Origin of the sequence: Nocardia sp. NPDC058633, assembly GCF_042717045.1 — a bacterium.
In the GTDB taxonomy this organism is placed as follows: domain Bacteria; phylum Actinomycetota; class Actinomycetes; order Mycobacteriales; family Mycobacteriaceae; genus Nocardia.
Map to the genome: position 1 here is coordinate 70,500 of NZ_JBHXRA010000007.1, position 14,701 is coordinate 85,200.

General features: G+C 67.3%; 12 protein-coding genes. 10 read left to right on the top strand and 2 right to left on the bottom strand.

Annotated elements, in window-relative coordinates; all coding sequences use genetic code 11:
• Window positions 1–133 precede the first annotated feature (133 nt).
• Both ACFWUR_RS10860 and ACFWUR_RS10865 read left to right on the top strand, forming a co-directional pair.
• Complete coding sequence (locus ACFWUR_RS10860) at window positions 134–802, top strand: response regulator (protein WP_378905265.1); 669 nt, start codon at window positions 134–136, stop codon at window positions 800–802.
• Window positions 799–1,971, top strand: a complete 1,173-nt coding sequence (locus ACFWUR_RS10865) for a GAF domain-containing sensor histidine kinase (protein WP_378905268.1) — start codon at window positions 799–801, stop codon at window positions 1,969–1,971. Before ACFWUR_RS10860 ends, ACFWUR_RS10865 begins: the two co-directional genes overlap by 4 nt.
• A 98-nt stretch (window positions 1,972–2,069) precedes the next feature.
• Here the strand turns inward: ACFWUR_RS10865 and ACFWUR_RS10870 are convergent, their stop codons facing one another.
• Both ACFWUR_RS10870 and ACFWUR_RS10875 read right to left on the bottom strand, forming a co-directional pair.
• Complete coding sequence (locus ACFWUR_RS10870; protein WP_378905271.1) at window positions 2,070–3,065, bottom strand: class I fructose-bisphosphate aldolase; 996 nt, start codon at window positions 3,063–3,065, stop codon at window positions 2,070–2,072.
• A 36-nt stretch (window positions 3,066–3,101) separates the two neighbouring features.
• Window positions 3,102–4,013, bottom strand: a complete 912-nt coding sequence (locus ACFWUR_RS10875; RefSeq protein ID WP_378905274.1) for a LysR family transcriptional regulator — start codon at window positions 4,011–4,013, stop codon at window positions 3,102–3,104.
• Window positions 4,014–4,120: 107 nt separating this feature from the next.
• On the opposite strand from ACFWUR_RS10875, the gene ACFWUR_RS10880 reads away from it, so the two are divergent.
• The 8 genes from ACFWUR_RS10880 to ACFWUR_RS10915 all read left to right on the top strand — a co-directional run bounded on the left by ACFWUR_RS10880 (window position 4,121) and on the right by ACFWUR_RS10915 (window position 14,638).
• The gene (locus ACFWUR_RS10880; protein WP_378905277.1) at window positions 4,121–5,584 is read left to right on the top strand and encodes a form I ribulose bisphosphate carboxylase large subunit; all 1,464 of its coding nucleotides are present in this window, start codon (window positions 4,121–4,123) and stop codon (window positions 5,582–5,584) included.
• Between the two features lie 20 nt (window positions 5,585–5,604).
• Complete coding sequence (locus ACFWUR_RS10885) at window positions 5,605–6,030, top strand: ribulose bisphosphate carboxylase small subunit (RefSeq protein ID WP_378905280.1); 426 nt, start codon at window positions 5,605–5,607, stop codon at window positions 6,028–6,030.
• A 4-nt stretch (window positions 6,031–6,034) separates the two neighbouring features.
• Window positions 6,035–7,012 carry an AAA family ATPase gene (locus ACFWUR_RS10890; protein WP_378905283.1) on the top strand — a complete coding sequence of 326 codons (978 nt, stop codon included), beginning with the start codon at window positions 6,035–6,037 and terminating at the stop codon, window positions 7,010–7,012.
• Window positions 7,013–7,154: 142 nt separating this feature from the next.
• Entirely contained in the window at window positions 7,155–9,431 is a 2,277-nt protein-coding gene (locus ACFWUR_RS10895) for an FdhF/YdeP family oxidoreductase (RefSeq protein ID WP_378905286.1), read from the top strand.
• A gap of 88 nt (window positions 9,432–9,519) precedes the next feature.
• The gene (gene map / locus ACFWUR_RS10900) at window positions 9,520–10,383 is read left to right on the top strand and encodes a type I methionyl aminopeptidase (protein WP_378905289.1); all 864 of its coding nucleotides are present in this window, start codon (window positions 9,520–9,522) and stop codon (window positions 10,381–10,383) included.
• A gap of 41 nt (window positions 10,384–10,424) precedes the next feature.
• Window positions 10,425–12,008, top strand: coding sequence for a cobyric acid synthase (locus tag ACFWUR_RS10905; RefSeq protein ID WP_378905785.1), 1,584 nt, complete (start codon window positions 10,425–10,427; stop codon window positions 12,006–12,008).
• Window positions 12,009–12,253: 245 nt separating this feature from the next.
• Complete coding sequence (locus ACFWUR_RS10910) at window positions 12,254–13,861, top strand: AMP-binding protein (RefSeq protein WP_378905292.1); 1,608 nt, start codon at window positions 12,254–12,256, stop codon at window positions 13,859–13,861.
• A gap of 213 nt (window positions 13,862–14,074) precedes the next feature.
• A complete protein-coding gene (locus ACFWUR_RS10915) occupies window positions 14,075–14,638 on the top strand; it encodes an alpha/beta hydrolase (protein ID WP_378905295.1) in 564 nt (187 codons plus the stop codon).
• Window positions 14,639–14,701 lie beyond the last annotated feature (63 nt).

Sequence of the window (14,701 nt, forward strand, 5' to 3'; positions counted from 1 at the left end):
GCGCGCCTTTCTGATCAGGTGCGTTCATCGGACCCCATCGGCGCCCCCGCCGCACTCCCCCTCGGGGGTGGAGGCCGGGGTGAGATCTCGTCAATGCCCGTAGCCGGGATGCCGCCCGCCGTAGGGTGGAAGGATGCCGGAGTTACCTCCGACCCCGCTGAAGCTTGTCCTCGTCGACGATCACGAGATGGTGCTGCACGGGCTCGACGCCATGCTCGGACACTTCCCCGACGAAGTCGTGATAGTCGGCCAGTCCACCACCGACACCGCCGCGCTGCGGATGGTGGCCGAACAGCAGCCCGACATCGTCCTGTGCGACGTGCGGATAGGCAAGGCCAGCGGCCTGGATCTGTGCCGCCAGATCACCCTGCAATACCCCGACACCAAAGTAGTGCTGCTCACGGTCTACGACGACGAGCACTACCTGTACCAGGCGCTGCGCGTCGGGGCGTCGGGCTACATCCTCAAACGGGTCGACGGGCGCGAACTCGTCGCCCAGCTGTGCCGGGTGCGCGAGGGTGAGACGGTGGTCGACGCCGCGCTGGCGGGCCGGGTGGCCCTGGCCGCCGCCCGGCTCAGCGCGGGGCAGTTCTGGTCCGGCGCGCACCTCGGGTTGACCCAGCGCGAATCGGAAGTGTTGGGGCTGATGGTCTCCGGGCATTCCAACCGGGCCGTCGCGAGCAAGCTCGTGGTCAGCGAGGACACCGTGAAGACCCACATTCGCGGGCTGTATCGCAAGCTGGGGGTGTCGGATCGGAGTGCGGCGATCGCAGTCGCGTTGCGGGAGGGGTTGTTTCGATGAGCAACGCGGGCGGCGCGATACCCACGGCGGCCGAGCTCGGTCCACTGCTCGGTGCCGACGGTGTGCTCCTCTACGCCGTCGACGGCCAGGATCTGAGCATCTTCGACATGTGGCCCGCGCATCCCTCGGCGAGCTCGTTGCGCCTGCAGGTGGGTTTCGGCGTGACCGGTCTGGTGGCGCGCACCCGCAAGCCGGTGCTGCTTGCGTGCGACTCACCACGTAATGCGCTGCACCGCAGGCTGTTACGCCTCGAACCGCAGCAGACTGTAGCCCGAATGTGCCTGCCGCTGCCAGGCTTGGAAGGCGACGTGGTCGGTGTGCTGGCCGTGCACCGCGGCACCCGTGACCCGTTCGCGCAACACGACCTCGACGGTGCACAGCAATACGCCGCCGTGCTCGGCCTGTGGTTGCACGCGCAGCGCCTGTTCCGCACGGTCGACCGGCAACGCAGCGAGCGGGACCGCCTGGTCGAGCAGGCGATCACCGCCCAGGAAGCCGAGCGCCGGCGAATCGCCTTCGACCTGCACGACGGCGTCACCACCGCGTTGGCCTCGATGTCGTTTCATCTCTCGGCGGCCGACCTCACCGTTTCCGAACTCGCCGCCCACGTGGACGCGACCGACGAGGCCAGCCAGCGCGACCTCGCCAGGGCCCGCGCCGAACTCGTCAGCGCGCGCGAGCTGGCCGATTTCGCCTACAACGAGACCAGGGCGGCGATCTCGGGCCTGCACAGCCTCGTCCTCGACGACCTCGGCCTGGTCGCCGCGATCGAATCCTTGGTGCGCACGGTGAGCGGCGACGGGCCGCCGACGATCGAATTCCTCGTCGACCACGCCGCCGCCATCGACGACATCCCCGACCACGCCGCCGCCACCCTGTACCGGATCGCCCAGGAATCTCTCGGCAATGCCGTGAAACATGCCGGGGCGCAACGAATCGTGCTGTCACTGCGCAGGGTCGGTGACTCGGTCATCCTCGGATGTTCCGACGACGGTGAGGGTTTCGACCCGGCGTCGCGGCGGGCGAATCGGGCCGGCGACGCCGACGGTGAACAACATTTCGGGCTGAGCTCGATCGCCGAACGCTGCGCTCTGATCGAAGCTTCGTTGCGGGTGGAATCCATGCTGGGACGCGGCACCACCTTGCTGGTGGAACTGCCGCTGAAGTAGTCGGTGTCGGCGCGACGAACGCAGCAGCGGTGCGGCCAGGGGGCGCCGCCGCTGCGCGTTACCGCCGCGCGCGCCGTTCGTCGCCCAGCACGGCGCGACTACGCGCAGTGGTCGGCGGCGCCGGCGGCGTCGCGGCAGTTCTGGAGCAGAACCTGTTGTGCTGCGCGAACTTCGGAAGCTGATCCACCCCAAGTGTGCAGGGCCGCGCTCACGAGTGCGCGTCCGAAGGAGAATGTCACAGGCCACGGGCGCTCGTCGATGGTGGTGAGTTCGCTCAGGAATTCGCACACCCGCGAGGTGGGATGTCCACCGGACAGGAACGCGATCCCCGCGACCTCGGCGGGCACCAGCTCACGCAGCACCGCGAAGGTGGCGGCCGCGACCTCGGCGGGTGCGCTGGGTGCGGCGTCCAGGCCCGCGGTGACGAAGTTCGGCTTGAGCACGATGCCGGTGAGATCCACTCCCGCGTCGACGAGCTCGGTGAACACCGCGCTCAGGGCCAGTCGCGTCGCCCGCGCCGAGGCCGCCAGGTCGTGGTCGCCGGTGCACAGCACCTCGGGCTCCACGATCGGGACTATGCCGTGTTGCTGGCACAACGCGGCGTAGCGGGCCAGCGCGTGCCCGTTGGCGCCGGCGGAGTAGGGGGTGATCGTGTGCACGTCGAACACCGCACGCCACTTGGCGAACGCGGCACCGCGATCGGCGTAGGAGGCCAGTCGCGCGCCGAGCCCGTCGAGGCCCTCGGTGATCAGCGCGCCACCCTGGCCGGGCAGCGCCGTGGTGCCGGTGTCGACCTTGATTCCGGGCAGGATGTCGAGTTCGTGCGCCGCGATCGGGAAGGGCCGTCCGTCGGTGAGATCCTGGCCGAATGTCTCGTCGCACAGAATGATTCCGCTGATCCGCTCTCGTAGCCCGTCGGTGGTGAGAAGCAGTTCTCGATAGTCGCGACGGGTGGTCGCGCTCGCGGCGACCCCTTCCTGTTCCAGGCGCGCGGACATGGTTTTGATCGACTCGTCGGCGGCGAGAATGCCGCGGCCGCCGCTGGTCAGCTGGGTGGCGATATCGGCGAGGGCGGTGGCGGGGAGTGTCGTCATGACGATCAGCATGCGAGCGCCGCGTACTCGCTGTCCTCACCCCTTCGGGCGAGTTCGGGTGTGAAATGCGGCCGCGCCCACCTGGTCCGGATCGCACAGGTGGGCCACGAACAATCGGGTCGCCGAGGTCGGTTCGGGCGTGGTGCAGACGTGCCACGGCCTGTCCAGCGGTGTACCCGGCACGCCGTAGGAGACCAGTTCCCCCGAAGCGAGTTGCTCGCGCGCCGCTTCCTCGTGCACCAGGGTGACCCCGAGCCCTTCCCGGGCGGCGGCCACCGCGGCGCCCGACGTCCCGAGTGTGAGCAGCGGCGGCGCTGCCTGCAACCGGCTCAGCAACGACAGCGTGGTGTCGCGGGTGCCGGAGCCGATCCCGGTGAGCAGCCACGGTGTGGTGAGCGGATCGTCGACCAGTCCGGGCCGCCCGACGAGCAGCAGTCGGTTGGCCCGCCGGGCCGCGGTGACCAGGCCGGACCCGCGCGGTGGTCGACCGGCCAGCGCGATGTCGAAGACGTGGTCGGCGGCCCGGGCGAACAGTTCGCCGCGCGTGAGCACCGACAGCGACAATTCCACGTGCGGATGGGCCTGCGCGAACGTGGCCATCAACACCGGCAGCACGTATTCGCTGGCTGTCGCGACCGCGCCGATCCGCACCCGCCCGCGGTCGGCATCGTGGACCGCCCCCGCCGCCTCGGCGAGCAACCCGAGCAGTCTGCGCACGTACCCGGCGAAGATCTCACCGGAGTCGGTAGCCACGATCCCACGCCCGGACTTGCCGAAAAGGGTTGTGCCCAAAGCTGTTTCCAGCGCGGCGACCGCTGCCGAGACCGCCGGGGGTGTCACGTGCAATGTTTGGGCCGCGGCACGCACACTGCCGGTCTCGTACACGGCGAGAAAGGTGCGCAACCGGCCCCACGTGGCGGCGGCGGGCAGGTCGGGGCTGGCGAACATCGTTCAATTATGTCTTAACAATGCGCTGCGAAGTTTCCATTGTCGCTGAACAGTCCGCGCCCACACACTGAGAGTGCTTCTCCAGGCGTGACCCGAAAGGAACGGCGATGACGACGATCGACAACGACGGCGCGGCGACCAAAGAGCGTTGGGATCCGGGTGTTCAGAGTTACGCCGGAATGGGTTACTGGAACCCCGATTACGTGCCCAAGGACACCGACGTGCTCGCCGTCTTCCGGGTCACCCCGCAGCAAGGCGTCGATCCGATCGAGGCCGCGGCCGCCGTCGCCGGTGAATCGTCCACCGCCACCTGGACTGTCGTGTGGACCGACCGCCTCACCGCCAACAGCCACTACCAGGCCAAGGCGTACCGGGTCGACGAGGTTCCAGGCAGGCCCGGCGAGTACTTCGCCTACATCGCCTATGACATCGACCTCTTCGAGGAAGGCTCCATCGCCAACCTCACCTCCTCGATCATCGGCAACGTCTTCGGCTTCAAGCCGCTCAAGGCCCTGCGCCTGGAAGACATGCGCATCCCCGTGGCCTACACCAAGACCTTTCAGGGCCCGGCACACGGCATCGTCATGGAACGGGAGATGCTCAACAAGTACGGTCGCCCGCTGCTCGGGGCCACCATCAAACCCAAGCTCGGCCTGTCGGCCCGCAACTACGGGCGCGTCGTGTACGAGGCCTGTCGCGGTGGGCTCGACTTCACCAAGGACGACGAGAACATCAACTCCCAGCCCTTCATGCGCTGGCGCGACCGCTTCCTCTACGCGATGGAGGGGGTGAACCGGGCGATGGCCGAAACCGGCGAGATCAAGGGCCATTACCTCAATGTCACCGCGGGCACGATGGAGGAGATGTACCGGCGGGCGAACTTCGCCAAGGAAATCGGCAGCGTGGTGGTGATGATCGACCTCACCATCGGCTACACCGCGATCCAGTCGATGGCGCACTGGGCCCGGGAGAACGGCGTCCTGTTGCACCTGCACCGCGCCGGGCACTCGACCTACACGCGGCAGAAGACACACGGCGTGAGCTTCCGGGTGATCGCGAAGTGGTGCAGGCTGATGGGCGTCGACCACGTGCACGCGGGGACCGTCGTCGGCAAGCTCGAAGGCGATCCGGCCACCACGCGTGGGTTCTATGACTCGTTGCGCGAGAACACCGTCGCCACGAATCCGGGCAACGGCATCTTCTTCGACCAGGACTGGATCTCGATGCCCGGCGTCATGCCGGTGGCCTCCGGTGGCATCCACGCCGGCCAGATGCACCAGCTGCTCGACCTTTTCGGCGACGACGTGATCCTGCAGTTCGGTGGCGGCACGATCGGTCACCCGTACGGCATCGCGGCAGGCGCCGAAGCGAACCGGGTGGCGCTCGAGGCAGTGGTGAAGGCGCGCAACGAAGGTCGCGACCTGCTGATCGAAGGACCCGATGTGCTGCGCAGGGCCGCCAAGCACTGCACACCACTGGAAGCGGCCCTGAACACCTGGGGCGACGTCACTTTCGACTACACCAGCACCGACGCACCCGACGTGGTGGCGACGCCGGTGCCCTCGATCTGATCACCGTTTAGGAGCACCTGATGAAACTTCGCTACGGCACCTACTCCTACCTGCCCGATCTCACCGACGACGAGATCGCGGCCCAGGTGAAGTACGCCCTCGACCACGGCTGGCCGGTATCGCTGGAGTACACCGACGACCCGCACCCGCGCAATGTCTACTGGGAGATGTGGGGGCTGCCGATGTTCGACCTGGCCGAACCCGACGGGGTGCTCGCCCAGCTCAACGACTGCCGGTCCACCTTCCCCCAGCACTACATCCGGTTGATGGCCTACGACGCGAGCTTGGGCAGACAGTCCACCGCGATGTCGTTTCTCGTCCAGCGACCGGCCGAAGAACCCGGTTTCCTACTCGAACGGGTCGAGGGCCCCGACCGCACCCAGCGGTACTCGGTGAAGTCCTACGCCACCACCCGCCCGGCCGGCGATCGGTACGCGGGCGAGTGAACTGATGGACACACCAAAGGGATTCGGGTTCCACCGGCCGTCGGCGAACGGTCCGGCGCTCACGGCCGTCGACGAGGCCGCGCAGGGCGAACCTGCGATCCTCGGCGACGACGAGGTGCTCGATCTCTCGGCCGACGAGGCCGCGGCCAGGGTGGGCGACACCCTGGCCGCACTCGACGCCGAGCTGGTCGGGCTCGCCTCGGTCAAGCGCCGGGTCCGCGAGATCGCCTCGCTGCTCCAGGTCGACCGGGCACGGCGCCGGTTCGGACTCACCACCACGCGACCCACCCTGCACATGAGTTTCACCGGCGGTCCCGGTACCGGCAAGACCACGGTCGCGCTGCGGATGGCGGCGATCCTGCACGCGCTCGGCTACATCAGGGCGCCGCGCGTGCACACCGTCACCCGCGACGACCTGGTCGGCCAGTTCATCGGCCACACCGCGCCCAAGACCAAGGAGGCGATCGCCCGCGCGGCCGGGGGAGTGCTGTTCATCGACGAGGCCTATTACCTGTTCCGGCCGGAGAACGAGCGCGACTACGGGCAGGAGGTGATCGAGATCCTGCTCACCGAGATGGAGAACGAGCGCGGCGACCTGGTGGTGATCTTCGCCGGGTACTCCGATCGGATGGCGACCTTCTTCTCCGCCAATCCCGGCCTGAGTTCGCGGGTACCGCACCACCTCACCTTCGACGACTACGACCACGCCGAGCTCACCCAGATCGCGGGCCTGATGGTGGAGTCGGAAGGATTCGCCTTCGACGACGAGGCGCACAAGGCGTTCGCCGACTATCTGACGTTGCGCATGCAACGGCCCAGGTTCTCGAACGCGCGCAGCGTGCGCAACGCCATCGAACGCTGTCGCCTGCGCCAGGCCCACAGGTTGGTCGCACTCGACCGGCCGCTGGGCAAGTGCGACCTCATCACGCTCACCGCGCAGGACGTATACGGCAGCAGCGTGTTCGAGCCGCCACAGGACTGAGTCGTCGTCTGGCGAGGGGAGCCCGAGAGCCGAGATCCACCCGGTGATCGGGCTCCCCGCGTTGACAAGGGCGGACAATGTGAGAAGCCTTTGTCACAGATGTCGGCGCGCGGTGTCGCGGAACTGAGAAGAAGCGGAAGACATGACCTCGATCGAGGACCCGGACGACGATCTGAGCGTGACCCCGCCCAAGACCTGGGCGGTCGGCGTTCCCGCCGTGGTGCACGCGATCGAGTACTCGCTGTCGCAGAACTCCCCGATTCGCACCGCGCTCACCTTGCTCAACATCAATCAGACCAAGGGCTTCGACTGTCCGGGCTGCGCGTGGCCCGAGCCCAAGGACCGGCACCTCAACGAGTACTGCGAAAACGGCGCCAAGCACATCAACGACGAGGCCACCACCCGCCGCGTCACCAGGCAGTTCTTCGCCGAGCATCCCGTCGCCGAGCTCGACACCATGTCGGACTACTGGCTCAACCAGCAGGGCAGGCTCACCGAGCCGATGGTCAAGCGCCCCGGTGCCACCCACTACGAGCCCATCGCCTGGGACGACGCCTTCGACCTGATGGCACGGGAGCTGCGCGGTCTGGCAAGCCCCGACGAGGCGCTGTTCTATACCTCGGGGCGGCTCAACAACGAGGCCGCCTTCCTGCTGCAACTGTTCGCCCGCTCCTATGGCACCAACAACCTGCCCGACTGCTCGAACATGTGCCACGAGTCCAGCGGTTCGGCGTTGAACCAGACGATCGGTGTCGGCAAGGGCACCGTCTCGCTCGACGACATCTACGAAGCCGACCTGATCTTCGTCGTCGGACAGAACCCCGGCACGAACCATCCGCGAATGCTGACGGCGCTGGAGCGGACCAATCGCAACGGCGGCAGGATCGTGGCGGTGAACCCGCTGCCCGAGGCCGGGCTGATCCGGTTCAAGAACCCGCAGAAGGCGCGCGGGGTGATCGGACGCGGCACCGAGATCGCCGACATCTTCCTCAAGATCCGCCCCGGCGGCGACCTCGCCCTGTTCCAGATGCTGAACAAGCTGCTCCTCGACGCCGAGGACGCGGCCCCGGGCACGGTGCTCGACCACGACTTCATCGCCGCGCAGACCACCGGCTTCGACGCTTTCGCCGAGCACGCCAGGAAGATGAGCTGGGACCACGCGCTCACCGCGACCGGGCTGACGCGCGAGGAGATCGAGGCCGTGCACCAGCTGGTGCTCGGCAGCGAGAAGGTCATCGTGTGCTGGGCGATGGGCTTGACTCAGCACAAACACGGTGTGCCGACCATCCGCGAGATCGTCGACTTCCTGCTGCTGCGTGGCAACCTCGGTCGCCGGGGTGCCGGTGTGTGCCCGGTCCGGGGGCACAGCAACGTACAGGGCGACCGCACGATGGGCATCTGGGAGCGGATGCCGCAGTCGTTCATGGACGCCCTCGGCAAGGAATTCGATTTCACCCCGCCCGCCGCGCACGGGCTGAACACGGTCGACGCCATTCGGGCCATGCGTGACGGCACGGCGAAGGTATTCGTCGGTGTCGCGGGCAATTTCGTGCGTGCCACGCCCGACAGCGAGGTCACCGAGGCGGCGCTACGCCGGTGTTCGCTGACGGTGCAGATCTCCACCAAACTCAACCGCTCCCACACGGTCTGCGGCGAGACGGCACTGATCCTGCCGACCCTGGGCCGCAGCGACCGCGATATCCAGGCCACCGGCGAGCAGTTCTGCACCGTCGAGGATTCGATGAGCGAAGTCCGCGCCTCGCGCGGGCGTCTCGACCCGGCCTCACCCGATCTGCTGAGCGAGGTGGCGATCATCTCCCGGCTCGCCCGCAGCACGCTGGGGCCGCGATCCTCGATCGCCTGGGAGGAGTTCGTCGCCGACTACGCCGTCGTGCGCGAGCACATCTCCCGGGTCGTGCCCGGCTTCGCGAACTTCAACGAGCGCATCGCCGAACCGGGCGGGATGCTGCTGGTCAATCCGGTCAACGAGGGCATCTATCGCACGGCCAGCGGCAAGGCGGAGTTCACCCGTAACGACTTCGACATGATCGAGGCACCGCCGGGATATCTCGTGCTGCAGTCGCTTCGGTCCCACGATCAGTGGAACACCGTTCCGTACGCGGCCAACGATCGCTACCGGGGGATCCACCACGCGCGACGGGTGGTGCTGGTGCATCCCGACGACCTCGCCGAGCGGGGGATCGCCGACGGGGATGTGGTCGACATCGTCAGCATCTGGCACGACGGCACCGAGCGGAGGGCGGAGAAGTTCGTCGCCGTCGGCTACCCGGCCAGTCGTGGGTCGGCGGCCGCGTACTACCCGGAGACCAACGTGCTGGTCCCGCTCGACAGCGTGGCCGACATCAGCAATACGCCGACGTCGAAAGGCATCATCGTTCGTTTGGAGCCCGTGGTCTGACGCACAGCCCATCCCCGGCGTGCGCGATGCCCGCCGAGAGCACGGGCGGGGAGGTACCGTCGGAAGCGCGCATAGATACACTGCCCTTATGTCCGTGCGCACCCGTCAGCCACTAGTTCCCGGTACCCAGTCGCCGATCCGGGACGTTCCCCGCTCCATCGAGCGGCCCGAATACGTGTGGAAGAAGACCGCGAACGAGGGCAACGAGCCCTGGGTGCAGACCGCCGAGACCATCGAGAAGATGCGGATCGCGGGCAAGATCGCGGCGCAGGCGCTCGAAGAAGCGGGCAAGGCCGTGGTGCCCGGCGTCACCACCGACGAGCTCGACCGGATCGCCCACGAGTACATGTGCGACCACGGCGCCTACCCCTCCACGCTGGGCTACAAGGGTTTTCCCAAGTCCTGCTGCACCTCGCTCAACGAGGTCATCTGCCACGGCATCCCCGACTCGACGGTGGTCGAAGACGGTGACATCGTCAATATCGACGTCACCGCCTTCATCCACGGCGTGCACGGCGACACCAACAAGACCTTCCTCGCCGGCGACGTCGACGAGGAGGTGCGCCTGCTCGTCGAGCGCACCGAAGAGGCCACCCACCGGGCGATCAAGGCCGTCAAACCGGGTCGCGCGCTGAACGTGGTCGGTCGCGTCATCGAGGCCTACGCCAACCGCTTCGGCTACGGCGTCGTGCGCGACTTCACCGGCCACGGCGTCGGCCCCACCTTCCACAGCGGCCTGGTGGTGCTGCACTACGACCAGCCCAACATCGAATCGGTGATCGAGCCCGGCATGACCTTCACGATCGAGCCGATGATCAACCTCGGCGGCATCGACTACGACATCTGGGACGACGGCTGGACCGTGGTCACCCAGGACCGCAAGTGGACGGCTCAGTTCGAGCACACCCTGGTCGTCACCGAGACAGGCGCGGAAATCCTGACCCTGCCGTGAATCCGGCCGGCGCTCGCGCTGATACGGCAGATGAGGTGGCGCTGCGCGGGGCGCTGCTCGTCGCGGGTACGACTTCCGACGCCGGGAAAAGCGTTGTGGTGGCGGGTATCTGCCGCATGCTGGCGCGGCGTGGGGTGCGGGTGGCGCCGTTCAAGGCGCAGAACATGTCGAACAACTCGGTCGTCACGCTCGACGGCGGGGAGATCGGGCGTGCGCAGGCGTTGCAGGCGCGGGCGTGTGGTCTGGAGCCGAGCGTGCGGTTCAATCCGGTGCTGTTGAAGCCCGGCAGTGATCGGCGTTCGCAGTTGGTGGTTCGCGGCAAGGCTGTCGGCACTGTCGGCGCGCGTGACTATTTCACCCGACGGCAGGAGTTGCGCGAAGTCGTCGCGGCCGAATTGGCCTCGTTACGTGACGAATTCGACGTGGTGATCTGTGAGGGGGCGGGATCACCGGCCGAAATCAATCTACGGGCCACCGATCTCGCGAACATGGGGTTGGCACGCGCCGCCGATATTCCGGTCCTGGTGGTCGGCGATATCGATCGAGGTGGCGTTCTCGCTCACCTGTTCGGCACCGTCGCGGTCCTGGCACCCGAAGACCAGCAACTGATCTCGGGCTTCATCATCAACAAGTTCCGCGGCGACGTGTCCTTGCTGCAACCCGGCCTCGACCAGCTCGCCACCCTGACCGGCCGCCCCACCCTCGGCGTCCTGCCGTTCGCCGAGGACCTCTGGCTCGACGCCGAAGACTCCCTCGGCACCATCTCCGGTGCCCCGGTCGGCCGACCCGGCCCACCCCACGGCACCGATTGGCTCACCGTGGCCGCCATCCGCCTGCCTCGAATCTCCAACTCCACCGACATCGAAGCCCTCGCCTGCGAACCCGGCGTCGCGGTTCGCTGGGCAGACAGTCCCCACCAACTGGCCACCGCCGACCTCGTCGTCGTGCCGGGTTCGAAAGCGACCATCTCGGATCTGGAGTGGTTGCGCGCCAACGGAATAGGCGAAGCCCTCCGCTCCCGCGCCGCGGCGGGCCGCCCCGTCCTCGGCATCTGCGGCGGCTACCAGATGCTCGGCCGACGCATCGTCGACGGTATCGAGCACAGGGCCGCGCAAGCACCGGCGCCCAGGTCGACACCGGATCACGCCGACATCGAGACGCCGACGACCGCGCGCCCGGCTGTGGCGGACGGCCTCGGACTGCTCGAGCTCGACATCGAGTTCGCGGACCCCAAAATCGCCCGTCAGGTCACCGGTGCCGCGGGCTCGATTGCCGTGCACGGCTACGAGATCCATCACGGCAGAGTCACCCGCACCGCCGACCCCCCCTGGCTGACCGTCGAGGGCACACCTGAAGGCAGTGTGCGAGAAGCCGTCTGGGGCACTCACGTCCACGGTCTTCTCGAATCCGACGATTTCCGCCGCACCTGGCTCACCGAAGTCGCCGCCCGAGCCGGGCGCACCGGCTTCACCGTCGCCCCCGACACCTCGGTCGCGGCCGTCAGGTCCGCGCAACTCGATCTACTCGCCGACCTCATCGAGCAACACGTCGACCTCGCGGCGCTGGATCACCTGATCGGCGACGGCGCCCCGGCCGGCATCCCGGTCATCCGAACCTCCCGGTGATCCTGGCGCCGGCAGCTGCGGACGTGGTGGTGTACGGCCCGTCTTGCCTCACCGTCCACGCGGCGCCGCTATGCCGGGTACGCCGATACGGCACCACTGATTTGTAACCTGTTCTACCATTGGCGTCACTGACTGCTGACGTCTATGACGAGCTCATCACGGTCTGGCTATGTCAGCGTCGGCCAAGAAGTAGAACGTGTTCATTGCGGTGTGTAGTCGATGCCGATGGTCTACGGGGAGTGATTGTGCAGTTCAATCTGGCGGACGTCTTCGAAACGGTGGCTGCGGTCGTTCCCGACCGTGTCGCGCTGACCTATGAGGGCGAGAACGTCACCTACGCACTGCTCGACAGCGAGGCGAACAAGGTGGCAGCGATGCTGTCGCAGGCGGGCATCGGGGAGGGTGATCATGTCTCGTTGTTCCTCAAGAACAGCGTCGAGCACGTCCATGCACTCCTCGGCCTGATCAAGATCCGCGCGGTGCCGATCAACGTCAACTACCGCTACACGCCCGCCGAACTCGAGTACATCTTCACGAATTCGGACTCGGTCGCCGTCATTGTCGAACTGCCGGAGCACCAGCGAACGCTGGCGGAGCTCCTCGCGGCATGCCCGCTGGTCCGCACAGTGATCGTGATCGGTGAGCTCGACGACGAGCTGCGCTCCGCCGCGGCCGCTCGATCCATCGCTGTGGTGTCCTTCGCCGAGTACGAAACGCATTCTGCCGCAGTGGAATTCGCGCCTCGTACGGGAGACGAGCTGTACGTGCTCTACACCGGTGGTACCACCGGATATCCGAAGGGCGTGATGTGGCGCCACGACGACTTCTTCCGCAAGCCGCTCTCCGGCGGAAATCCCTACGGCACCGATCCACGCACCGACCTCGCCGAGGTCGCCGCCGCCGCGAAGGAGTTTCCGGAGCTGTCGTTCTTGGTCGCCGCGCCGCTCATGCACGGAGCGGCCCTGTATTCGTTGTTCACGTTCTTCACTCTCGGCGCCCGCGTGGTGCTCATGCGCGACTTCGACTCGCAACGCGTTGTCGAGGCGATCGAGCGGGAGCGAGTCCAAGTGATCCTCATCGTCGGCGATGGCATGGGGCTACCGCTGGTGGACGAGATGGAACGCCGTCAGGGCCAGATCGACCTGAGCTCGCTGTTCTCGATCACCTCCGGTGGCGCGATCTGGTCGGTCGGGGTGCGCGAACGGATGTTGGCAGTCAAGCCGGATCTGCTGCTGCGGGACAACTTCGGAGCCTCCGAATCCGGCAACGACGGCGCCTTTACCGTCGACGAGCAGGGCAACCTGCGCATGCCGTCGTCATCGACGATGCTGCTCGTCGACGAGGAGCTTGCCGACATTCCGCCGGGCAGTGACCGGATCGGCTACATCGCCCGCGTCGGCAATGTTCCGCTCGGCTACTACAAGGACGAGGCCAAGTCCGCCCGCACCTTCCGCACCCGCGTCGACGGCACGCGGATGTCGATCCTCGGTGACATGGGACGCATCGAAGCCGACGGCACCATCGTGTTCCTCGGGCGTGGTTCGCAATGCATCAATACCGGCGGTGAGAAGGTGTTCGCCGAAGAGGTCGAGGCCGTGCTGCACGCCCACCCGTCGATCGCTGACGCGCTTGTCGTCCCGGTACCCGACGAGCGCATGGGGCAGAAGGTGGCCGCTGTCATCGCCACCTACCCGGACGCGCCGGCACTGACGCTCGACGAAGTGCAGCAGCACTGCCGAACGTCGTTGGCGGGATACAAAGTACCGCGCTCGATGAGTACCGTCGTCGAGATCAAGCGAACCCCCGCCGGCAAAGCCGACTATCGGTGGGCGACCGAGGTCGCGGGCGGTTAGCACACGTCGGAGCGGGGCGTCCGGGTGACTCGTGCTGCAACGGATCACCCGCTGTGCGACCCGTCTCCTCACAGCGGTGGGGTCGGCGTTGTGACAGGTTTGGCAATTTCGGTGTCGTGGGCCGTGAAAGCCCAGTACACGGGGGTGTGGAGATCGGCAGGGCGCGTCGGAACAGGCCCCGTTGTTCAGGCTGGCCGTGTACCGTAACCCGGCATGAAATCTCGGCAGATCACGGTCGGTGACCAGGCCTGGACGGTGCGGGTCGACGGACCTTCCTCGCGGCACAATGTGCTGCTGCTACCCGATGCGGACGACCCTGCCGATGTGTTCGACACGGTGTGCACGCGGCTGCACGAGTCCGATCTGCAGACCATCGTCGTGGAGTCCGTCGAGGGGCTCGATCCGGCGGGTGTGCGCACGATTCTCGACGAGCTCGACATGCCCTACGTCAATGTCGCGGGCCGCGGGTCGGGCGCGGAGTTGGCGTGGCGGGTGTGCGCGGGCCGGTTCGGTCGGTTCATGAGCCTGGTCGTCGCCGACCACGGGCACCCGGCGGTGCCCGATGCCGACGGCACGGTCCCCGACGCGTCCTGTCCGCCGCTGGAGCTGCCCGTCACGATGCTGGTCACCAAGAGCCTGCCCCGCGCCACCGCGGACGCCTCCGGTCGCTACGTCTACGGCGAATTCCGGGTCGTCCCACTGGAAGTCGACAACATCGCCACCGAGGCGGGCCACGAGTTCGCCACCGAGATCGTCCTGCGCACGAGCCTCTGGTAGGCATCGCCGCACAGACCGAGAACACCGGGCTCGCACGCAGCACGCGTGCGAGCCCGGTGCCGG

Excerpts from the sequence above, each read along its gene's own strand:
- ACFWUR_RS10875 (WP_378905274.1), bottom strand. The coding sequence starts at position 4,013 with ATGTTCGCCAGCCCCGACCTGCCCGCCGCCGCCACGTGGGGCCGGTTG.
- ACFWUR_RS10860 (WP_378905265.1), top strand. The coding sequence starts at position 134 with ATGCCGGAGTTACCTCCGACCCCGCTGAAGCTTGTCCTCGTCGACGAT.
- ACFWUR_RS10880 (WP_378905277.1), top strand. The coding sequence starts at position 4,121 with ATGACGACGATCGACAACGACGGCGCGGCGACCAAAGAGCGTTGGGAT.
- ACFWUR_RS10870 (WP_378905271.1), bottom strand. The coding sequence starts at position 3,065 with ATGACGACACTCCCCGCCACCGCCCTCGCCGATATCGCCACCCAGCTG.
- ACFWUR_RS10890 (WP_378905283.1), top strand. The coding sequence starts at position 6,035 with ATGGACACACCAAAGGGATTCGGGTTCCACCGGCCGTCGGCGAACGGT.
- ACFWUR_RS10895 (WP_378905286.1), top strand. The coding sequence starts at position 7,155 with ATGACCTCGATCGAGGACCCGGACGACGATCTGAGCGTGACCCCGCCC.
- ACFWUR_RS10915 (WP_378905295.1), top strand. The coding sequence starts at position 14,075 with ATGAAATCTCGGCAGATCACGGTCGGTGACCAGGCCTGGACGGTGCGG.
- map (WP_378905289.1), top strand. The coding sequence starts at position 9,520 with ATGTCCGTGCGCACCCGTCAGCCACTAGTTCCCGGTACCCAGTCGCCG.
- ACFWUR_RS10885 (WP_378905280.1), top strand. The coding sequence starts at position 5,605 with ATGAAACTTCGCTACGGCACCTACTCCTACCTGCCCGATCTCACCGAC.
- ACFWUR_RS10865 (WP_378905268.1), top strand. The coding sequence starts at position 799 with ATGAGCAACGCGGGCGGCGCGATACCCACGGCGGCCGAGCTCGGTCCA.